This is a genomic window from Streptomyces sp. NPDC096046, assembly GCF_040303285.1.
Taxonomy (GTDB): domain Bacteria; phylum Actinomycetota; class Actinomycetes; order Streptomycetales; family Streptomycetaceae; genus Streptomyces.
Genome location: NZ_JBEOSZ010000023.1, coordinates 25,736 through 45,355 on the forward strand (window position 1 = coordinate 25,736; position 19,620 = coordinate 45,355).

Sequence of the window (19,620 nt, forward strand, 5' to 3'; positions counted from 1 at the left end):
CTGGGGCCGACGCGGTCCCGCCGGATGTCGCGCCTTCACCGGGCGCTTCCTGCTCTCCGGCTGCGATGGCCCTGCCGGGTGCCGGGGCAATCGGGTGGGACGGGGCTGTGCCGGTGGGTGTCTCCTGCCCTGGGGCCGACGCGGTCCCGCCGGATGTCGCGCCTTCACCGGGCGCTTCCTGCTCTCCGGCTGCGATGGCCCTGCCGGGTGCCGGGGCAATCGGGTCGGGCGGGGCTGCGTCGGTGGGTGTCTCCTGCCCGGGGGCCGACACGGTCCCACGGGCCACCGGGTTTTCACCGGGTGCTCCCCGCCCTCCGGCCGAGACGGCACCCGCGGACGCCGCGGGTGCCGCGGCGTCTTCGTCGGGTGCTCCAAGCCCCGCGGCCGATGCGGCGCCGCCGGATGCCTGTGCAACCGGGCCGGACGCCACGGACCCAGGGTGCAGCCCCACCCCCGCCGACGGAGCCGGCTTGCTCGACGTCGTGGTCTCGCCCAGGCCTGCCGCCCCGGGGCCACCGGACCCGTTCGCCGCCGCCCGTGAGACGGCGGCGACCTGGAAGACGGCCGCGGCCACCGGACGGCGAAGGCCGCCGAGGCCGAGAAGACCCCCCGGAGGGCGCCGGGCCCCCGCGTCGCACTCCGGGACGACGACCCGCCGCCGGACCTGCTCGTGCGAGGGCACGGCCGTGTTCTTCGTGCGCAGCTTGCCCGCCCGCTCGGCGGTGAGGTTGCGGAAGTTCACGAGCATGCGGTGCCCGTACTCCGTGAGGACCGACTCCGGGTGGAACTGCACTCCCCACAGCGGCCGGCTGCGGTGCCGGAGCCCCATCAGGACGCCGTCCTCCGCCCAGGCCGTGGCCTCCAGCGTCTCCGGCAGAGGCTCGCGCACGGCCAGCGAGTGGTAGCGGACGGCGGTGAAGTGCTGCGGCAGACCGTGGAACAGGTCCCGGCCGTCATGCCGGATCATGGAGAGATGCCCGTGCCGCGGCTCCGGAGCGGGCCCCACCAGCCCGGCCTCCCCGAGCGCGATCCCCTGATGCCCCAGACACACACCGAGCACCGGTACCGGGGAGGTCGCGAGCAGCCTGCTGCCGATACCGAAATCACGCGCCTCGCCCGGATGCCCGGGCCCGGGGGACACCACGAGGTTGTCGAACGCCCGGAGATCGGCAAGGCCGTCGACGGGAGCGTCGTTCCGGACGACCACCGGCTCCTCGCCGTTGACCTCGGCGATCAGCTGGAACAGGTTGTACGTGTACGAGTCGTAATTGTCGATGAGCAGGGTCTTCACCCGCCCACCTCCCTCTGTTCGTTCGCGGGCCTATATGGCCCGGCGTTTGTGCCGCCCGCGCAGTGCCTGGAGCGACGGGTACAGCCATTTCCGGAAGAAACGCTGGAGCCGCGGCATGAGAATCCAGGTGACAAGGGCCGTTACGCACAGACACAACAACAGCGTGCGAAACAGTGCATTGAGGTCACCGAGAAAGGGGAGCACCGTCAAATTGAACAGGAGCACCGGCGGAAAAACCGCGCTCATATTCACGAACCACAGTTTCCATTTCGACGGCGGAGCCGGCGGCGGGGGCGTCAGCGTCTGTGCGTCGAACCAGGCCCGAGCGCCCGGCACCCGCCTGCGCTCCGTCTCCTGGGCGACGCCCGCCAGCCGGGCGTCCCATTGTTCCCGGGAGGGTGATCTCTCCCAGGCCAGGGCCAGACCCTCGCTGGCGAAGCGATAGACGACATGCCACTCCGCCCCTCTGTCGACAAGTACCCCACCCCCCATGAATCCCGGCTGCCGCGCGGTCGCGCCCAGCATCGCCCACCCCCACGAGTGGAATTCGGCTGCACGGCCCGGCATCACGCGATAGGCCACGGTGACCGTGACGGGATTGCTGGTCACGCCGTCCCATACGGAAAGCGCTCACCGGGCGTTCAAGATTCAACAAAGAATTTTCCGGTTGCCCGGAAGATCGCCCCGAAGGTGAACGATCTCCGCAGGTCGGAAAGCGCGTCCGCGCAACTCGGCGTGACCGCGCTCTCCTCCGCCTCCACCGGCGCCTCCCCGAACCGCGGCAGAGCCGGCGCCCACGCCACCGCCACCGCGAAACCGATCCCGTCGAGCGCGCGACCGGCCGGGTACCGCCACTGCCGCAGCGCCCGCCACAGCAGTGCCACGTCCCCGCCCGGTCCGGTCGCCGCCGACCGCGCGGCGAATGCCTGCAACACTGTCGCCGTACCGAGACGGACCGCCGCACCAAGGGCGCACAGCATTCCGAACAGCACAAATCGACACCAGGCGAACGGTCATGGGCGGGGGGTCGTGCGCGCCCGTTCACAGCGATCTCTAGGCTGACCGTCTGTCGGTGCACAACGGGGAGAACCGGGGGAGACACACAGATGGCTGAGACACGGCGAAGGCTGCGTTCGAGCACGGTGGTGCTGGGCGGCATGGGCGTCCTCGCGGCGACCCTGTCCGCGTGCGGCTCCGATCCCGACCGCCGCTGTGTGGACCGCGACAGCTACGACTACATCAACGGTTACAAGATCGTCGCCGACAAGAACTGTGCGTCCGGCGCCGCCTCCTCCGGCAAGGGCCGCAAGAAGAGCGGCACGACCAGGGCCACCGACGCCGACTGGTACTACGACGCCGACGTCAGCGGCGGCTACGCCGAGCACGGCACCTTCAGCCGCAGCGAGGCCGTCGACCGGGGCGGCTTCGGCTGCTCCGGCTCCGGCAGCGGCGGCGGCTGACCGGGCGGACGCGAGCGATGGAACGCCGGATCACCGAGCCTCGGCCCGGCTGGCAGCAGATCGTCGAGGAACAGGGCCTGATCTACCCCCTGACCCGCTACCCCGACGACTCCCTGCGCCCCTACTGGGACGAGAGCGCGTACTACGTCTTCTCCCTGGAGGAGATCGAGGCCCTCGAAGAGGTGGTCGAGGACCTCCACCGCATGTGCCTGGCGGCGGCCGACCACATCGTCACCGCGGACCGCTTCGCCGACCTGGGCATCACCGACCCCCGCGTGGCCGACGCGGTCGCCGAGGCCTGGCACCGCCGCGCCGAACTCCCCTCCGTCTACGGTCGTTTCGACCTCCGCTACGACGGCACCGGCCCGGCCAAGCTCCTGGAGTACAACGCCGACACCCCCACCTCACTGGTGGAGGCCGCGTCGCCCCAGTGGTTCTGGATGGAGGACCGTTTCCCCGGCGCCGACCAGTGGAACTCCCTCCACGAACGCCTCATCGACGCGTGGAAGAACCAGGCCGCCCTGCTCCCGCCCGGCAGCCCCCTCCACTTCGCGTACTCCTCCGCCGACGAACTCGGCGAGGACATGATGACGGTGGCCTACCTGAAGGAGACCGCCGAGCAGGCGGGCCTCGCCACCGACTGGATCTCCATGGAGGAGATCGGCTGGGACCGTCTCTCCGGCCGCTTCGTCGACCAGCGCCTGCGCTTCATCCGCAGCGTCTTCAAGCTCTACCCCTGGGAATGGCTCACCACCGACCGCTTCGCCGGCCACGTCCTGGACACCCTCGACAACGGCGGCGGCACGGGCTCCACACTGTGGATAGAACCGGCCTGGAAGATGCTCCTCAGCAACAAGGCCCTGCTGGCCGTCCTGTGGGAGCTCCACCCAGGCCACCCCAACCTCCTCCCGGCCTACCTGGACGGCCCCCGGGACCTCACCACCACGGGCTGGGCGGCCAAGCCCCTCCTCGGCCGCGAGGGCGCCGGTGTCACGATCCACGAGCCCGGCTCCGCCCCCGCCCTCCGCGACGAACCGTGCTGCTACCAGGAACTGGCCCCCCTCCCCGACTTCGACGGCAACCGCGTCGTCCTGGGCGCCTGGGTGGTGGAGAACGAGTCGGCGGGCCTGGGCATCCGCGAGTCGTCGGGTCTGATCACCGACGAGTACGCACGGTTCCTTCCCCACGTGATCCTCTGACCGGGGGTGAGGGCCGATGCCCCAGGGGGCGCGGGGCTGTGTCCTGTGCGGTTCCGCCGCCTGGGCGCGACCAGCCACGAAGCACCCGAACCCGGCAACGCTCACCAACCCGGCCGACGCTTCCCCGGCCCAGCCGGTAGGCTGATCGCCGGGCCGTGACTGGCGCGCTGGGATGGACGAACCATCGGGGAGCGGTCCGTACGACGAGAGCCGTGCGCCTGGGCCGTACCGTGAACGCTGAACGCAACGTCCGGAGGTCCACACATGTCAGCCGAGCCCCTCTGCCCCGCTTCCACCGCCTACCGTGCCGCCCTCGACGTGATCCGCGCCGTCGAGCCCCGCGTGGCGGACGCCATCGGCCAGGAGGTCGCCGACCAGCGCGAGATGCTCAAGCTGATCGCCTCCGAGAACTACGCCTCCCCGGCCACGCTGCTGGCGATGGGCAACTGGTTCAGCGACAAGTACGCCGAGGGCACCATCGGCCGCCGCTTCTACGCCGGCTGCCGCAACGTCGACACCGTCGAGTCCCTCGCCGCCGAGCACGCCCGGGAACTCTTCGGCGCCCGCCACGCCTACGTCCAGCCGCACTCCGGCATCGACGCCAACCTGGTCGCCTTCTGGGCCGTCCTCGGCGCCCGCGTCGAGGTGCCCTTCCTGGAGAAGACCGGTGTCCGCCAGATCAACGACCTGACCGACGCCGACTGGGCCGAGCTGCGCCAGGCCTTCGGCAACCAGCGCATGCTCGGCATGTCCCTGGACGCCGGCGGCCACCTCACCCACGGCTTCCGCCCGAACATCTCCGGCAAGATGTTCGACCAGCGCTCCTACGGCACGGACCCCGCCACGGGCCTCATCGACTACGAGGCCCTGCGCGTCTCCGCCCGCGAGTTCAAGCCGCTGATCATCGTCGCCGGCTACTCCGCCTACCCCCGCCTGGTGAACTTCCGGATCATGCGCGAGATCGCCGACGAGGTCGGCGCGACGCTGATGGTCGACATGGCGCACTTCGCCGGTCTGGTCGCGGGCAAGGTCCTGACCGGCGACTTCGACCCGGTGCCGCACGCCCAGATCGTGACGACGACCACTCACAAGTCGCTGCGCGGCCCCCGCGGCGGCATGGTCCTGTGCGACGACTCCCTCAAGGACCAGGTCGACCGCGGCTGCCCGATGGTCCTCGGCGGCCCGCTGCCCCACGTCATGGCCGCCAAGGCCGTGGCCCTCGCGGAGGCCCGCCAGGAATCCTTCCGGGACTACGCGCAGCGCATCGTCGACAACTCCCGCGCCCTCGCCGAAGGCCTCATGCGCCGCGGCGCGACCCTCGTGACCGGCGGCACGGACAACCACCTGAACCTCATCGACGTCGCCTCCTCCTACGGCCTCACCGGCCGCCAGGCCGAGGTGGCCCTGCTCGAGTCGGGCATCGTCACCAACCGCAACGCCATCCCCGCCGACCCGAACGGCGCCTGGTACACCTCCGGCATCCGCATCGGCACCCCCGCCCTGACCACCCGCGGCCTGGGCACCGCCGAGATGGACGAGGTCGCCGGCCTCATCGACCGCGTCCTGTCCACCACGGAGCCGGGCACGACCAAGTCGGGCGCCCCCTCCAAGGCGGCCCACGTGCTCGACGCCAAGATCGCCGACGAGATCTCCCAGCGCGCCACCGACCTCGTGGCCGGTTTCCCGCTGTACCCGGAGATCGACCTGGGCTGACGCCCCCGGCCCGGTCACGGGTCCCGGTGGATCAGCACCTGACGCGGCTCCTCCCGCGGCGGTCCGGCTTCCCGCCGGGCCGCCGCGCGGCGTATGAGCAGCGTGCCGCCGGCACCGGCCACGAGCCCCAGGACCCCTTGCCGCCACGGCCCACCGCACACCACGCGCACCGGCACCGGGCCGGTCAGGCCCGCCCCGGCCGTGCTCCTCCCACCCCCCTGCGCATGGCCGGGGGCAGCCCCTCCCGGGGTCCTCACCCTTGTTACACCGCCGGAGCGGAACGGGGTCCCCTCTGTTCCCGACCGGTTCCGGATCGGGCCGCGAGACCTGAGAGAATGGTGTGCATGGCCTCTGACCGACCTCGCGTGCTCTCCGGGATCCAGCCCACCGCCGGCTCGTTCCACCTCGGCAACTACCTCGGCGCCGTCCGCCAGTGGGTGGCCCTCCAGGAGACCCACGACGCGTTCTACATGGTCGTCGACCTGCACGCGATCACCATCCCGCAGGACCCGAAGGACCTGCGCGCGAACACGCGCCTGGCCGCCGCCCAGCTCCTCGCGGCGGGCCTCGACCCGGACCGCTGCACGCTCTTCGTGCAGAGCCACGTCCCCGAGCACGCCCAGCTCGCCTGGATCATGAACTGTCTCACCGGTTTCGGCGAGGCCGGCCGGATGACCCAGTTCAAGGACAAGTCCGCCAAGCAGGGCGCCGAGCGCGCCTCGGTCGGCCTGTTCACGTACCCGATCCTCCAGGTAGCGGACATCCTGCTCTACCAGGCCCACGAGGTCCCGGTCGGCGAGGACCAGCGCCAGCACATCGAGCTCACCCGTGACCTCGCCACGCGCTTCAACGGCCGCTTCGGCGAGACCTTCACCCTCCCGAAGCCGTACATCCTCAAGGAGACGGCGAAGATCTACGACCTTCAGGACCCGTCGATCAAGATGAGCAAGTCGGCGTCCACGCCGAAGGGCCTCGTCAACCTCCTCGACGAGCCCAAGGCCACGGCCAAGAAGGTCAAGAGCGCCGTCACCGACACGGACACGGTGATCCGCTACGACGCCGAGAACAAGCCGGGCGTCAGCAACCTGCTGACGATCTACTCGACCCTCACCGGCGAGAGCGTCGGCGAGCTGGAGGCGAAGTACACCGGCAAGATGTACGGCGCGCTCAAGACCGACCTCGCCGAGATCATGGTCGACTTCGTCACGCCGTTCCGGGAGCGCACCCAGCAGTACCTGGATGACCCCGAGACGCTCGACTCGATCCTCGCCAAGGGCGCCGAGAAGGCCCGCGCGGTCGCCGCCGAGACCCTCGCGCAGGCGTACGACAAGGTCGGCTTCCTGCCCGCCAAGCACTGAACCCGCTCCCGCGCACAGCCGTACCCCCGAACAGCGCTGTACATCACTCCGGTTGCGCCTGCCCGTAACCCGGCCGTGGCCGTACAGTCGATAACCGGGTGGTCGTACCAGCGGCCACACTGACACGACAGGAGACGACGTGGGGACCGTAACGATCGGTGTCTCGATCGCGGTCCCGGAGCCTCACGGCAGCGAGCTCCAGCAGCTGCGCGCGGGCTTCGGCGACGCCGCGGCTCACGGCATCCCCACGCACGTCACCCTGCTGCCGCCGACGGAGGTCGACGAGAGCGCCCTGTCGGCCGTCGAGGCGCATCTGGCCGAGGTCGCCGCGGCCGGCCGCCCGTTCCCCATGCGGCTGTCCGGCACCGGCACCTTCCGGCCCCTGTCACCGGTGGTGTACGTCCGGGTCGTCTCGGGCGCGGAGGCCTGCACCCGGCTCCAGCAGCAGGTCCGCGACCCCGCCGGGCCGGCCGCGCGCGACCTGCAGTTCCCGTACCACCCGCACGTCACCGTGGCGCACGGCATCGACGAGGCGGCCATGGACCGCGCCTTCGAGGAGCTCGCCGGCTACGAGGCCGAGTGGCCCTGCACCGGCTTCGCCCTCTACGAGCAGGGCGCCGACGGCGTCTGGCGCAAGCTCCGCGAGTTCCCCTTCGGCGGCTCCGTGGTGCCCCCGCAGGCCGGGCGGGTGGAGCGCGGCTCGGTCCCCACCCTCTGACCCGCCCGGGGTCAGACCGGCAGCCGCCGGAACACCCCGCGCGGCAGGTGCCGCAGCGCCGCCATCACCGCCCGCAGCGCCCCCGGCACCCACACCGTCTCCGAGCGGCGGCGCAGGCCCAGCTCCACGGCCGTCGCGACCGCCTCGGGCGTGGTCGCGAGCGGCGCCTCGGGCAGACCGGCGGTCATCCGCGTCCGGACGAAGCCGGGGCGCACGACCATGACGTGCACGCCCGTGCCGTGCAGCGCGTCGCCCAGGCCCTGCGCGAAGGCGTCGAGCCCGGCCTTGCTGGAGCCGTAGATGAAGTTGGCGCGGCGGGCCCGCTCGCCCGCGACGGAGGACATCACGACCAGCGAGCCGTGCCCCTGCGACTGGAGTGAACGGGCGCACACCAGCCCCGCCGAGACCGCGCCGGTGTAGTTGGTCTGCGCGACCCGCACCGCCGCCTCCGGCTCGCGCTCGTCGCGGGCCTGGTCGCCGAGCAGCCCGAAGGCGAGCAGCACCAGGTCGATGTCGCCCTCGGCGAAGACCTTGCCGAGCACCGCCTCGTGGGAGGCCGGGTCAAGGGCGTCGAAGGCGACGGTGTGCACATCGGCCCCGAGCCCGCGCAGCCGCCCGGCGGCCTCCTCCAGGGCGGGGGAGGGGCGGCCCGCCAGCCAGACCGTACGGGTGCGGCGGGCGACCAGCCGGCGGGCGGTGGCCAGCGCGATCTCGGACGTACCGCCGAGGACGAGCAGGGACTGGGGGAGGCCGAAGGCGTCCTTCATGACAGCAGCTCCTTGAGGTTGCTCACAGACTGAGGCGGCGGGCCAGGTCGGACACGAACACCCCGCGCGGGTCCAGCTCGGCGCGCAGCTCGCGGAAGTCGTCGAGACGCGGGTACATGGTCGCGAGCAGCTCCGGTCGCAGCCGGGCGTCCTTGGCGAGGTAGACACGCCCGCCGGCGGCGGCGACCTCCTCGTCGAGTTCGTCGAGGAACGCGCCGAGGCCGGGCAGCCCCGCCGGGATGTCCAGCGCCAGGGTCCAGCCCGGCACGGGGAAGGACAGCCAGCCCGGGTCGGACTCCCCGAAGCGCTTGAGGACGGCCAGGAAGGACGGACAGCGGCGTTCGGAGATGCGGCGCACGATGCGGCGCAGGGCGTCCTCCCGGCCGTGGCCGACGACGAACTGGTACTGCACGAAGCCGCCGCGGCCGTAGACGCGGTTCCAGTGCGGCACGCCGTCCAGGGGGTGGAAGAAGGCGGAGATGCGCTGGAGTCGGCCGGTGCGGGCGCGGGGGGCCTTGCGGTACCAGAGTTCGTTGAACAGGCCCACGGTCGTCCGGCTGAGCAGGCCTTCTGGCAGCAGGGCGGGCGCGGCGGGCAGGCGTGAGGTGCGGAAGGCCAGCGGGTCCCGGCGCAACCGGGCCGGGAGCGCGTCCGCGGGCGCGTGGTCGCCGCGGGTGAGCACCGCGCGCCCGGTCGAGGCGCCCCGGGCCAGGAGGTCGATCCAGGCCACCGAGTAGCGGTAGCGGTGGTCGGTGGCGGCCAGCCGGGCCATCAGGTCGTCGAGGTCGGTCGCGCGCTCGGTGTCGACCGACACCAGCGAGGTCTCCACCGGCTGCAGCCGGATCGTAGCGGTGAGGATCACCCCCGTGAGGCCCATGCCGCCGGCGGTGGCGTCGAACAGGGGCGTGCCGGGGATCACCGTGCGGATCTCGCCGTCGGCGGTGAGCAGTTCGAGGGCGAGCACATGGCGGGCGAAGGAGCCCGAGACATGGTGGTTCTTGCCGTGGATGTCGGCGCCGATCGCCCCGCCGACGGTGACGTAGCGCGTGCCGGGGGTGACCGGCACGAACCAGCCGAGCGGCAGCAGCACCTCCATCAGCCGGTGCAGGGAGACCCCCGCGTCGCACAGCACGGTCCCGTCGGCGGCGTCGATGGCGTGCACACGGTCCAGGGCCGTCATGTCGAGCACGGAGCCGCCCGCGTTCTGCGCCGCGTCCCCGTACGCCCGCCCCAGTCCCCGGGGGATGCCGCCGCGGGCCCCGCAGTCCCGGACGGCCGCCGCGGCCTCCTCGTACGTCCGTGGGCGGATCAGCCGGGCGGCGGTGGGGGCGGTGCGGCCCCAGCCCGTGACGGTGGTGTGGTCCAGGCCCATGACGTCCGGGTCGAAATCGGTGTCGGCAGACATGTCCGCGACCGTATCGCCCCACTGTGAACGATTAGTTAGCGAACATGGCATCCCTCCCCGAAATGGGTGATTAATGGGATGTCGCCCAATATTGCCGGAGTTCAGGCGCGGTGGGCGTGAACAGTGAGTCCACATGGACGACCTCGACGACCTGCACGACATGGACCACCGGATCGTTTCGGCGCTCAGGGCGTGCGGCACCGACCCGCGCGTCGCCGGTGCCGCGCGTGCCCTGTCCTGGGCGGGGGAGCACGCGGCACTGTGGCTGGTGGCGGGGCTCGCCGGAGCCGCCGTGGACGCCGGCAGACGTGGCGTCTGGCTGCGCGGCACCGCCCTCACCGCCGGGGCGCACCTCGTCAGCATGGGGGTGAAACGGGTCGTGCGCAGGCCGCGCCCCGCGCACGTCGAGCCCCTGGTGCGTACCGCCGGCCGGCACTCCTTCCCCAGCTCGCACGCCACCTCGGCGGCGGCCGCCGCCGTCGCCTTCGGCGCCCTGGGGGCACACGCGGTCCCGCCGCTCGCCGCCGCCGTGTGCGTCTCGCGCCTCGTGGCCGGGGTCCACTACCCCTCCGACGTCGCCGCGGGCGCGGCGCTGGGCGCCCTCACGGCCCGGCTCGGCGCCCGCTGGATGCGGGGAGGCGCCCACCATGGCTGAGACGGCCGTCCTGCGGCAGCGCACCCGCCAGGAGCGGCCGGCACCACCCCGCAAGGGCGGTCTGCCGGCCGGTCTCCTCAGGACCGCGCGCCCCAGACAGTGGATCAAGAACGTTCTCGTGGTCGCCGCCCCGGCCGCCGCCGGCGAGCTCTTCTCCCGGCACGCCCTGATCCGACTCGCCCTGGTCTTCGTCCTCTTCACGGCCTGCGCCGCCGCCGTCTACCTCGTCAACGACGCCCGCGACGCCGACGCCGACCGCGCCCACCCCACCAAGCGGCACCGCCCGGTCGCCGCCGGGCAGGTCCCCGTGCCCGTGGCCTACGCCGTCGGAGGCGCCCTCGGCCTCCTCGCGCCCGCCGCCGCGGCCTGGCTGTGCGGCCCGGCCGTCGCCGCGCTGCTGATCGCCTACCTCGGCATGCAACTGGCCTACTGCATCACTCTGAAGCACGTCCTCGTCGTCGATCTCGCCGTCGTCACCACCGGGTTCCTGATGCGGGCCATGGTCGGCGGACTCGCCCTCGGCATCCCGCTGTCGCGCTGGTTCCTCATCACCACCGGCTTCGGCGCGCTGTTCATGGTGTCGGCCAAGCGCTACTCGGAAGCCGTCCAGATGGCCGGAAAGGCGGGCGCCACACGGGCGTTGCTCACCGAGTACACCACCGGCTACCTCCGCTTCGTCTGGCAGCTCGCGGCCGGGGTCGCCGTCCTCGGCTACTGCCTGTGGGCCATGGAGGAGGGCGGTGTCCCGCACACCAGCGTGCTGCCCTGGCGGCAGCTGTCCATGGTCGCCTTCATCCTCGCGATCCTCCGCTACGCCGTGTTCGCCGACCGCGGCACCGCCGGCGAACCCGAGGACGTCGTCCTGCGCGACCGCGCCCTCGCCCTCATCGGTGTGGTGTGGGTGGCGATGTACGGCCTGGCAGTGGCCAATTGGTGACGACGCGCCCGGGGCGGGGCCCCGTGCTCCCGGGCCGCCGGGAACTGATCGGATTCGCCACCACCGGTCTCCTCGCCTACGCCGTCGACCTCGCCCTCTTCACGCACCTGCGCGGCCCTGCCGGACTCGACCCGCTCACCGCCAAGTCCGTGTCCTTCCTGGCCGCCTGCACGGTCGCCTACGCCGGCAACGCCCTGGGCACCTACCGGACCGCACGACCCCGGGGCCCGCGCCCGTACGCGGTGTTCTTCGCGGTGAACCTCGCCGGAGCCTGCGTACAACTGCTCTGCCTGGCCGTCAGCCACTACGGGCTCGGCCTCACCTCGCAGCGCGCGGACACCGTCTCCGGCGGAGTCGTCGGGATGGCGCTGGCCACAGTCCTGCGGTTCTGGGGTACCCGTACATGGGTGTTCCGGGCGGAGGGCAGAGTCGGATCATGGACTGGCTGAAAAGACTCCCGGTGGTCGGGCCGTGGGCGCAGCGGCTGATGATCACCCACGTGTGGCGGTCGTACGAGCGGCTGGACCGCGTGAAGTGGACGCGGCTGGCCGCCGCGATGACCTTCAGGAGTTTCGTCGCGCTGTTCCCGCTGCTGACGGTGTCCGCCACCATCGCCGCCGCCATGCTCAGCACGGAGCAGGAGGACCGGCTGCGGGACAAGGTCGCCGAGCAGGTCCCCGGCATCTCCGACCAGATGGACATCGCCGGTCTGGTGGACAACGCCGGCACGATCGGGCTCATCGCGGGCGCCCTGCTGTTCTTCACCGGGGTCAGCTGGGCCGGCTCGATGCGCGAGTGCCTGCGGGCGGTGTGGGACCTCGACGACGACGAGGAGAACCCCGCCGTGCGCTACGGCAAGGACGTGGGTGTCCTGATCGGCCTCGGCGGCGCGCTCCTCGTCACCATCGCCGCCTCCGCCGTCGCCTCGGCGCTGATCGGCTGGGTCACCCGGCAACTCGGTGTCGACGAGGGCGGCTGGGGCGGAGTCCTGCTGCACGTCGTCGCGTTCCTGATCGCCGTGCTGGCGAACTTCCTGCTGCTGCTCTACGTCCTCACGCTGCTGCCCGGTGTCGAGCCGACGCGCCACCGCCTCTTCGTGGCGGCGCTGACCGGCGCCATCGGCTTCGAACTGCTGAAGCTGCTGCTCAGCGGCTATCTGCAGGGCGTGGCCGCGAAGAGCATGTACGGCGCGTTCGGGGTCCCCGTCGCGCTGCTGCTGTGGATCAACTTCACCTCGAAGCTGGTGCTGTTCTGCGCCGCCTGGACGGCGACGCGGAGCAAGCAGGACGAAGTCCCGGGTCTCACGGACGAGTCCGACGGCGCACCAGATCCGGCAGCGGCCAGCGGCGGTTGACCAGGAACGCGCCGCCCGCGAGCAGCACCAGCACCCCGCCCGTGATGCCGAGCGCCGTCCCGATGCCGCTGGAGCCGTCCGCGGCCGGTGCGGCGGCCACCGGCTTCGCACCGGTCCCGGCCGTGCCGCCGCCGTCCCCGGAGCCACCGGCCTCGCCGGAGGGGTTCGCGCCGGGCTGCGCACTGGCCTGCGCGGCGCTCCTGGGCGGCACCAGCTCGCCCACCGGCCGTACCTTCCCGGCCGCCTTGAAGCCCCAGTCGAACAGCCGGGCGGTCTCCTTGTAGACCTCGTTGTGCCCGGACTTCTCCGGGTTCATCACCGTCACCAGCAGCACCTTGCCGCCGCGCTCGGCGACACCGGTGAAGGTGGCGCCCGCGTTGGTGGTGTTGCCGTTCTTGACGCCCGCGATGCCCTCGTAGACGGGCACGTCCAAGTCGCCGGTCAGCAGCCGGTTGGTGTTCTGGATCTCGAAGGACTCGCGGACCTTCTTGCCCTTCTTGCCCTTCTTGGTCTTCCCGGGGAACTTGGCGCGGACCGTCGAGGCGTACTCGCGGAAGTCCTTCTTCTGCATCCCGGAGCGGGCGATCAGTGTCAGGTCGTACGCCGAGGAGACCTGTCCCTCGGCGTCGTAGCCGTCCGGGCTGACGACGTGCGTGTCGAGGGCCTGGAGCTCCTCGGCGTGCTCGTTCATCTCCTTGACGGTGTTCTCGACGCCGTGGTTCATGGCGGACAGCACGTGCACGGCGTCGTTGCCGGAGCGCAGGAAGACGCCCAGCCACAGGTCGTGGACCGTGTACGTCTCCTCCTCCTTTATGCCGACCATGCTGGAGCCCGAGCCGATGCCCGCCAGGTCGGAGGGGACGACCTTGTGCTCGGTGTCCCTCGGGAACTTCGGCAGGAGCGTGTCCGCGAACAGCATCTTCAGGGTGCTCGCCGGGGCGAGGCGCCAGTGGGCGTTGTGCGCGGCCAGCACCTCGCCCGACTCGGCGTCGGCGACGATCCAGGAACGGGCGCTGACGTCCTTCGGCAGCACCGGGACGCCGCTCGCCGGATTCACCTGCGTTCCCGGCTTGCCGAGCCGGGCGCCGCCCACGCTCGACATCGACGCCGGGGGAGTGGCCGACGGGCTCGCCGAGGGACTGCCCGAAGGGCTGCCGGAGGGGCGGCTCGAAGGGCTGCCCGAGGGGTTCGGTGCGGCGACGGCGGCGGGCGCGGCCAGGGGCAGGGCCAGGGCCAGGGACGACAGGGCGGCGGAGGTGACCAGCAGGGATCGCCTGGTGGTCTTCTGCGGAGCGGGCACGGTCGGAAACGTACATGCCGTACGGTCGGAAGTCCCGCCTCCGGCCCCACCCCGGGAACGGAACCGGACACGGCCTGGCGATACTGGGTGCATGAAGCTCAGCCGCCCCGTCTCCTGGTTCCTGCTCGCCTTCGGGGTGTGGAGCTGGGTCATCTGGATCACTTTCGTCAAGAACCTGGTCGAGGACGGCAGCGGGCTCGCCTTCGACGACGGTCGTCCCACGGCCTACTTCTGGGTGCACCTGCTGCTCGCCGTCGTTTCCTTCGTATTGGGGACGGTCATCGGGGCCATCGGGTTGCGTGGTCTGCGCGCACTGCGCCGGACGTCATAACGGCGATCGGGAGACACGACACCGTGGTCATCGTTTTCGTACTCGTCGCGAGTCTGGTCCTGGCCGTCGTCGTGACGGCCAACTGGTACGTGTGGCGCCGTCTGTTCCGCGACACGACCAGCGGCCCGGGCCTCGTCCGCCGCGCGGGTGCGGTCCTGATCGCCGGCGGCTGGGTCCTGGCGATCACGGCCCTGGTCGCCGAACGCGCGGGCGCCCCCTTCCGGCTCCAGCAAGCCCTCGCATGGCCGGGCTTCCTGTGGCTGGCCCTGTCGATATACCTGCTGCTGGCGGTGGTGGCGGGGGAACTCGTCCGCCCGCTCCTGCGCCGCTTCCTCGAGCACCGCGCGAGACGCACGAACCAGGACCGGCGCCCGGGGACCACCGCCGAGCAGCCCACTGCCTCCGAGCCCGGCCCGCACGCCCCGGCCGGTGCCACGGCACCCGACTCACCCGCGGGCCGCACTCCCACCGCGAGCCTCTCCCCGGGAGCGGACGGCCCCCAGGGCGACGGCAGCGGCGCCGGGACGCCGACGGCCGCGCCGCGGGAGCACGCCGGCGACACGCCCACCGCGCCCGCGTCCACCGCACCCGTGCCTGCCGCGCCCGTCTCGCAGGCGGGCGGTTCCGGTGGAGCGGCAGCGTCCGGGACGGTGCCCACGACCGCCTCGCGGACGGGCGATTCCGGTGGAGTGCCTGTCTCGGGGACGGCGCCCGCGCTCGCCTCGCAGCCCGGCCGCGGCGACAGCGCGCCCTCCGCGACCGCCTCGCAGCCCGGCCGTGCCCGTTGCGCGACCGCCGTCGACCCGCAGGGCGACCCCGCGGCGGACCCTCCCGAGGCCTCCCCGCAGCCGCCCCCTGCCGCCCCTCCCTCGCCCTCCCGACGGCTCTTCGTCTCGCGGATCGTCGCCGGGGCCGCCGCGGCCGCCGCGGTCGGGACCGTGGGATACGGGACGTACGGCGTGCTGCGCGGGCCGCAGGTCAAGCGGGTCACCGTGCCCCTCGCCAAGCTGCCGCGCGCCGCGCACGGGTACCGGATCGCCGTGGTCAGTGACGTGCACCTCGGCCCGGTCCTGGGACGCGGTTTCGCGCAGAAGGTCGTCGACACGATCAACGCGACCCAGCCCGACCTGATCGCGGTCGTCGGCGACCTGGTAGACGGCAGTGTGAAGGACCTGGGACCCGCTGCGGCCCCGCTCGCCCAGCTGAGGGCCCGTCACGGGTCCTACTTCGTCACCGGCAACCACGAGTACTTCTCCGGTGCGGAGCAGTGGGTCGAGGAGATCCGCCGCCTGGGCATCGACCCCCTCGAGAACGCCCGCCGGGAGATGCCGTACTTCGACCTCGCCGGAGTCAACGACATCGCGGGCGAGGACGAGGGGCAGGGCCCGGACTTCGCGAAGGCGCTCGGCGACCGGGACACCGCCCGCGCCTGCGTGCTGCTCGCCCACCAGCCCGTCCAGATCCACGACGCCGTCGAGCACGGCGTCGACCTCCAGCTCTCCGGCCACACCCACGGCGGCCAGCTCTGGCCCGGCAATCTCATCGCCTCCGGCGCGAACCCCACCCTCGCGGGCCTGGAGCGCTACGGCGACACCCAGCTCTACGTCTCGCGCGGTGCCGGCGCCTGGGGTCCGCCCACCCGGGTGGGGGCACCGTCGGACATCACCGTGATCGAGCTCGCGTCGAAGCAGGCCTGAGCGCGCGCACCCTGTGAGTGGGCTGTGAAACCGGACCGAAACGCGCATCGGTAAGAACTTCCCCAACTCGTCAGATCTCCCTTCCCCCTGGTCAAAACCCTGTGATCGGGTGAGCCCGCCACGAAGGGGTGTGGCATACGCACAAGGGCCGCAACGGGCCTCAGAGGGCCTGGGGAGGGCACAGCCGATGCGATCGGTTCGCATACGGATACTCGCGGGGCTGCTGGTCCTGGCCGCCGCGGGCGTGGGCGCCTGGCAGCTCCTGCCGTCGAAGGGCGACGGGCAGACCATCACGGCGGCACGACGGACGGCGTCACCTCGCTCGACCCGGCCGGTGCCTACGACGCGGGTTCCTGGGCGTTGTTCAGCAACGTCTTCCAGTCGCTGCTGACCTTCGCGCCGGGCGGCACACCAAGCTCTGAACCGCCCGCCGAACCCTTTGAACCCGCTGAACCTCCGAGCCCTCTGAGACCTCCGAACCCCTGACGACCTGGGGCCGGTCGCCGGTCAGGGGTCGGAGCGCCGCCGGGCCGCCGGATCCGGGATGGCGTGCGTCATCCCCGGCAGGAAGTCCGTGAACAGCTCGTGCACCTCGCGCACGAGCGGCCGCAGCACCCGGAAGCGGGCCAGGGCCACGCCCCGCGCGGTGAGCCGGGCACCGCGTTCGGCGAGCCGGTAGCTGCGCTCGCGGCCCTCGGTCCGGTCGAAGATCCAGTACAGGCACAGTCCCATCTGGGACAGCCACATCAACTCGGGCAGGATGTCCCGCAGTTCCTCGGGCACCTTGGTCTTCGTCGCCCCGGCCAGCACGTCCCGGTGGACGCTGATGGCCTCCTCGCGCGCGTGCTCCGACTCCGGGGAGAAGGGGCTGAGCGGGCTGTCGGGGTCGGCGGCGTTCTTGAAGAACTGCACCGCGAACTCGTGGTAGGGCGCGGCGATGTCCAGCCAGGCCCGCAGCACCCCCGCGAGCCGGGTCTCCAGGTCGGTCTCCCGGTCCAGGATCTCCCGGACCGCCACCTGGTGCTCGGCGGCGATCCGGTCGTAGAAGCCCTGGATCAGGTGCTCCTTGCCCGCGAAGTAGTAGTAGGCGTTGCCGACGGAGACCCCGGCCTCCGTGGCGATGGCCCGCATCGTGGTCTTGTCGTAGCCACGCTCCTGGAACAGCCGCATGGCCGTCTCCAGGATCAGGGCGCGGGTCTGCTCGGACTTGGTGGGGGTGGCGCCGTCGTCGGGGCCGTCGTTCTTCGCGGGCACGGGAAGAGAGCCTAACGTCAGCACCCGTGCGGTCACCGAGGGGCGCAGGTGCCGTCGGCGCAGCCCGGGGCGGTGTAGCTCCAGCCGCTGTCCGGGGCGTACGACCATCCGTCCGCCCGCCGGTACACCCGGCCGCCCCACTGCGTCCCGCCGCGCTGCCCCCGAGGCCACCGCGCCCCGCGCCACTTGGCGGCGGCGAGCACCGCGCCCCTGGCGAGCAGAGCGCCGGACGGGGTGCTCAGCCGGTGGGCCAGCGGCCGGTGTTCGCGCAGCGCCCACAGGGTCACCACCCAGGCGGCGGGGCCCTGGTAGACCTGCCCGGCGTCACCGACGACGGTGATCTCGTCGAGGGTGGCGCCGTGGTCGAGGCCGGGAAAGCGTCGCCGGGCCTCCTCGGAGGCGGCCGGGACCAGCTCCAGCGGCACCAGGTGGGACTGCCGCAGGAGCCAGTCGCGCAGGAACGCGCACAGGGAGCACTCGGCGTCGTACAGGACGGTGAGCCGACGGAGCGGTGCGGGTGTGTTCATGCCGGTCGTGCCGGTGCCGGTGGCGTTCACGAGGGCCTCCGCTCAGGCCCGCGCCGACGGGGCGACCCAGCCCTGCGGCGGCACCGGCGGCACCTGCTCGCGCTCCATGGCCCCCCGGCGCCGGATCCGGTTCAGCACATAGACGTTGGCCAGGTGCATCGCACCGAGCACCAGCAGCACCACGCCGAGCTTCGTCGACAGGGCCTCGAAGACGCCGCGGGCGTCGGTGATGGTCCCGTCACCGCTCAGGTACAGGGCGACGAACCCGAGGTTGACCAGGTAGAAGCCGACCACCAGGAGGTGGTTGACGGCATCGGCGAGCTTCTCGTTGCCGTGCAGCACGTCGGCGAGGAAGACCTTGCCGTTCCGGCTGAGCGTGCGGGCCACCCAGACGGTCAGGCCGATGCTGACCAGCAGGTAGATGACGTAGGCGACGACCGTGCGGTCCATTGCCCCACCCTTCTTGAACACGTTCAAAACGCTGTCGGGAGTGACTCTAGACCTACTTTTGAACATGTTCAACACGTGGATCGGGGTGGTTGTCGGTGACGCCTCGTACTGTCGTCGGCATGGGAATGGTGACGTTCGTCGACGAGACCACGGCGGGGGAGCGGCGGACGGCCTGGGGGCTGGAGATCGCCGAAGAGCGCCTGACCGCACGGGAACTGATCCGGCGCCGGGTGTTCCAGGAGGTCGCAGGAGTGCAACGCCCGCAGACCGGAGATCTTCCAGGGCCTCGTACAGCCGGAGGACGCCGAACGCCTGCTGAACGGGTACGCGGTGCGCACGCCCCGCGCGGTATCGCCCCCGAGAGGCAGACGGCCCTGGCCGAGCGATGAGATCCGCAGACGTGTCCTGTTCCCCCGCCAACGGGAACGCTACGTTGAAGGCGCCGGATTCGAGGTCCTGGACATGAACGACGGCGCGGAGGCAGGGCTTACCGACCCCGCCGCGTACACAGGGGCGCGATAACTGACCTACGAAAGTTGACCGGAGTCACGCGAGGACTCCGGCTGGATCTCAGTCACTCGTCCTCGGCTGACCCGCCCTGAGGATCTCGGCCACGTCGAGGGTCACCTTGGCGCCGATGGAGTCGGGGAGGGTGACGAGCTCGCCGGGGGCGTGCGGGCGATGGTTCTCGTAGCCGCTTCCCACCGGGTTGGTCAGGACGTGGAGGCGTTGGTGCTTGCGGTCCACGATGACGTAGACCGGGACCTTGGCGTCGGCGTAGGCGGCAACCTTCGTCTTCAGGTCGTTCTTCCAGTTTGTGGAGGTGACCTCCACTACCAGGCGGAAGCAGACTGGTTCGTAGGCGTTGTTCTCGACGTGATGGTCCTCGAAATCGGCGTCCACGACCGCAAGATCGGGGATGGCGTAATCCTCCGGCTCCATGGGCAGCCAAAGACCGACGCCCTGAAGGACCTCGGTCCCGCCTCCATCCAGGTCGGCTGCCATGAAGGGACGCATGAGTTTGGTCAGCGCGCGAGCATGGGCGCCGTCAGGGGACGGGGTCACGAGGAGATGGCCTCCGATGATCTCGACGCGGTAGCCCGGATGGCGCTCCATGATCTCGTCGGCGATGGTCGTGAGGGTGACCGGCTCTTCGTCGTGGAAGGGCTGCTCGACGGAAGCTGCGGACATCAGGTGCCTCCTG

Annotated in this window: 22 protein-coding genes, 1 pseudogene and 1 riboswitch; of the genes and pseudogenes, 13 read left to right on the top strand and 10 right to left on the bottom strand. The window is 71.7% G+C overall.

What is annotated here, in order from left to right:
* The 3 genes from ABTX62_RS20840 to ABTX62_RS37940 all read right to left on the bottom strand — a co-directional run.
* On the bottom strand, window positions 1-1,291 hold a 1,291-nt coding region (locus tag ABTX62_RS20840; protein ID WP_352117551.1), incomplete at its 3' end, for a glutamine amidotransferase-related protein.
* A gap of 30 nt (window positions 1,292-1,321) precedes the next feature.
* Window positions 1,322-1,900 carry a putative antibiotic biosynthesis monooxygenase gene (locus ABTX62_RS20845; protein WP_352117552.1) on the bottom strand — a complete coding sequence of 193 codons (579 nt, stop codon included), beginning with the start codon at window positions 1,898-1,900 and terminating at the stop codon, window positions 1,322-1,324.
* Between the two features lie 32 nt (window positions 1,901-1,932).
* Window positions 1,933-2,283: a hypothetical protein gene (locus ABTX62_RS37940; RefSeq protein WP_502997987.1), complete on the bottom strand. Its 351-nt coding sequence runs from the start codon at window positions 2,281-2,283 to the stop codon at window positions 1,933-1,935.
* Window positions 2,284-2,397: 114 nt separating this feature from the next.
* On the opposite strand from ABTX62_RS37940, the gene ABTX62_RS20855 reads away from it, so the two are divergent.
* The 5 genes from ABTX62_RS20855 (at window position 2,398) to ABTX62_RS20875 (ending at window position 7,739) form a co-directional block, all read left to right on the top strand.
* Window positions 2,398-2,751, top strand: a complete 354-nt coding sequence (locus ABTX62_RS20855; protein WP_352117553.1) for a hypothetical protein — start codon at window positions 2,398-2,400, stop codon at window positions 2,749-2,751.
* Between the two features lie 17 nt (window positions 2,752-2,768).
* On the top strand, window positions 2,769-3,950 hold the full coding sequence (locus tag ABTX62_RS20860; RefSeq protein WP_352117554.1) for a glutathionylspermidine synthase family protein: 1,182 nt from the start codon (window positions 2,769-2,771) through the stop codon (window positions 3,948-3,950).
* 145 nt (window positions 3,951-4,095) lie between these two features.
* A riboswitch (ZMP/ZTP riboswitch) is annotated at window positions 4,096-4,181 on the top strand.
* Between the two features lie 33 nt (window positions 4,182-4,214).
* A complete protein-coding gene (locus ABTX62_RS20865) occupies window positions 4,215-5,663 on the top strand; it encodes a glycine hydroxymethyltransferase (RefSeq protein ID WP_352117555.1) in 1,449 nt (482 codons plus the stop codon).
* A 344-nt stretch (window positions 5,664-6,007) separates the two neighbouring features.
* The gene (gene trpS, locus ABTX62_RS20870) at window positions 6,008-7,021 is read left to right on the top strand and encodes a tryptophan--tRNA ligase (protein ID WP_352117556.1); all 1,014 of its coding nucleotides are present in this window, start codon (window positions 6,008-6,010) and stop codon (window positions 7,019-7,021) included.
* 139 nt (window positions 7,022-7,160) lie between these two features.
* Window positions 7,161-7,739 carry a 2'-5' RNA ligase family protein gene (locus ABTX62_RS20875; protein ID WP_352117557.1) on the top strand — a complete coding sequence of 193 codons (579 nt, stop codon included), beginning with the start codon at window positions 7,161-7,163 and terminating at the stop codon, window positions 7,737-7,739.
* 11 nt (window positions 7,740-7,750) lie between these two features.
* Here the strand turns inward: ABTX62_RS20875 and dprE2 are convergent, their stop codons facing one another.
* A complete protein-coding gene (gene dprE2 / locus ABTX62_RS20880) occupies window positions 7,751-8,506 on the bottom strand; it encodes a decaprenylphospho-beta-D-erythro-pentofuranosid-2-ulose 2-reductase (RefSeq protein WP_352117558.1) in 756 nt (251 codons plus the stop codon).
* Window positions 8,507-8,528: 22 nt separating this feature from the next.
* Window positions 8,529-9,911, bottom strand: coding sequence for a decaprenylphosphoryl-beta-D-ribose oxidase (dprE1, locus tag ABTX62_RS20885; RefSeq protein ID WP_352117559.1), 1,383 nt, complete (start codon window positions 9,909-9,911; stop codon window positions 8,529-8,531).
* Between the two features lie 133 nt (window positions 9,912-10,044).
* Between dprE1 and ABTX62_RS20890 the strand changes: the two genes are divergently transcribed.
* The 4 genes from ABTX62_RS20890 to ABTX62_RS20905 are packed head-to-tail and all read left to right on the top strand — an operon-like array spanning window position 10,045 to window position 12,857.
* Window positions 10,045-10,566 (top strand): phosphatase PAP2 family protein, encoded by a 522-nt coding sequence (locus ABTX62_RS20890; RefSeq protein ID WP_283969304.1) that lies wholly within the window; start codon window positions 10,045-10,047, stop codon window positions 10,564-10,566.
* Window positions 10,559-11,503, top strand: a complete 945-nt coding sequence (locus ABTX62_RS20895) for a decaprenyl-phosphate phosphoribosyltransferase (RefSeq protein WP_352117560.1) — start codon at window positions 10,559-10,561, stop codon at window positions 11,501-11,503. The genes ABTX62_RS20890 and ABTX62_RS20895 overlap by 8 nt, the downstream gene beginning before the upstream one ends.
* The gene (locus ABTX62_RS20900; protein ID WP_352117561.1) at window positions 11,500-11,952 is read left to right on the top strand and encodes a GtrA family protein; all 453 of its coding nucleotides are present in this window, start codon (window positions 11,500-11,502) and stop codon (window positions 11,950-11,952) included. Before ABTX62_RS20895 ends, ABTX62_RS20900 begins: the two co-directional genes overlap by 4 nt.
* Complete coding sequence (locus ABTX62_RS20905; protein ID WP_352117562.1) at window positions 11,940-12,857, top strand: YihY/virulence factor BrkB family protein; 918 nt, start codon at window positions 11,940-11,942, stop codon at window positions 12,855-12,857. Before ABTX62_RS20900 ends, ABTX62_RS20905 begins: the two co-directional genes overlap by 13 nt.
* On the opposite strand, the gene ABTX62_RS20910 is transcribed toward ABTX62_RS20905, so the two are convergent.
* Complete coding sequence (locus tag ABTX62_RS20910; RefSeq protein ID WP_352117563.1) at window positions 12,805-14,157, bottom strand: D-alanyl-D-alanine carboxypeptidase family protein; 1,353 nt, start codon at window positions 14,155-14,157, stop codon at window positions 12,805-12,807. The two genes, ABTX62_RS20905 and ABTX62_RS20910, sit on opposite strands and share 53 nt — an antisense overlap.
* Window positions 14,158-14,248: 91 nt before the next feature.
* On the opposite strand from ABTX62_RS20910, the gene ABTX62_RS20915 reads away from it, so the two are divergent.
* The 3 genes and pseudogenes from ABTX62_RS20915 to ABTX62_RS20925 all read left to right on the top strand — a co-directional run.
* Entirely contained in the window at window positions 14,249-14,488 is a 240-nt protein-coding gene (locus ABTX62_RS20915; protein WP_352117564.1) for an SCO4848 family membrane protein, read from the top strand.
* 23 nt (window positions 14,489-14,511) lie between these two features.
* The gene (locus ABTX62_RS20920) at window positions 14,512-16,185 is read left to right on the top strand and encodes a metallophosphoesterase (protein WP_352117565.1); all 1,674 of its coding nucleotides are present in this window, start codon (window positions 14,512-14,514) and stop codon (window positions 16,183-16,185) included.
* Between the two features lie 187 nt (window positions 16,186-16,372).
* A pseudogene (locus ABTX62_RS20925) lies at window positions 16,373-16,596 on the top strand (ABC transporter substrate-binding protein); the annotation flags it as partial.
* Between the two features lie 96 nt (window positions 16,597-16,692).
* On the opposite strand, the gene ABTX62_RS20930 reads toward ABTX62_RS20925, so the two are convergent.
* The 3 genes from ABTX62_RS20930 to ABTX62_RS20940 are packed head-to-tail and all read right to left on the bottom strand — an operon-like array spanning window position 16,693 to window position 18,416.
* Window positions 16,693-17,439, bottom strand: coding sequence for a TetR/AcrR family transcriptional regulator (locus ABTX62_RS20930; RefSeq protein WP_283969310.1), 747 nt, complete (start codon window positions 17,437-17,439; stop codon window positions 16,693-16,695).
* A gap of 32 nt (window positions 17,440-17,471) precedes the next feature.
* Window positions 17,472-17,966, bottom strand: coding sequence for a thiol-disulfide oxidoreductase DCC family protein (locus ABTX62_RS20935; RefSeq protein ID WP_352117632.1), 495 nt, complete (start codon window positions 17,964-17,966; stop codon window positions 17,472-17,474).
* A gap of 42 nt (window positions 17,967-18,008) precedes the next feature.
* Window positions 18,009-18,416 carry a hypothetical protein gene (locus ABTX62_RS20940; protein WP_352117566.1) on the bottom strand — a complete coding sequence of 136 codons (408 nt, stop codon included), beginning with the start codon at window positions 18,414-18,416 and terminating at the stop codon, window positions 18,009-18,011.
* A 119-nt stretch (window positions 18,417-18,535) separates the two neighbouring features.
* Here ABTX62_RS20940 and ABTX62_RS20945 point away from each other — a divergent pair, with 119 nt between their 5' ends.
* Window positions 18,536-18,805, top strand: coding sequence for a hypothetical protein (locus ABTX62_RS20945; protein ID WP_352117567.1), 270 nt, complete (start codon window positions 18,536-18,538; stop codon window positions 18,803-18,805).
* 181 nt (window positions 18,806-18,986) lie between these two features.
* On the opposite strand, the gene ABTX62_RS20950 is transcribed toward ABTX62_RS20945, so the two are convergent.
* Window positions 18,987-19,607, bottom strand: a complete 621-nt coding sequence (locus ABTX62_RS20950) for a Uma2 family endonuclease (RefSeq protein WP_352117568.1) — start codon at window positions 19,605-19,607, stop codon at window positions 18,987-18,989.
* Window positions 19,608-19,620 lie beyond the last annotated feature (13 nt).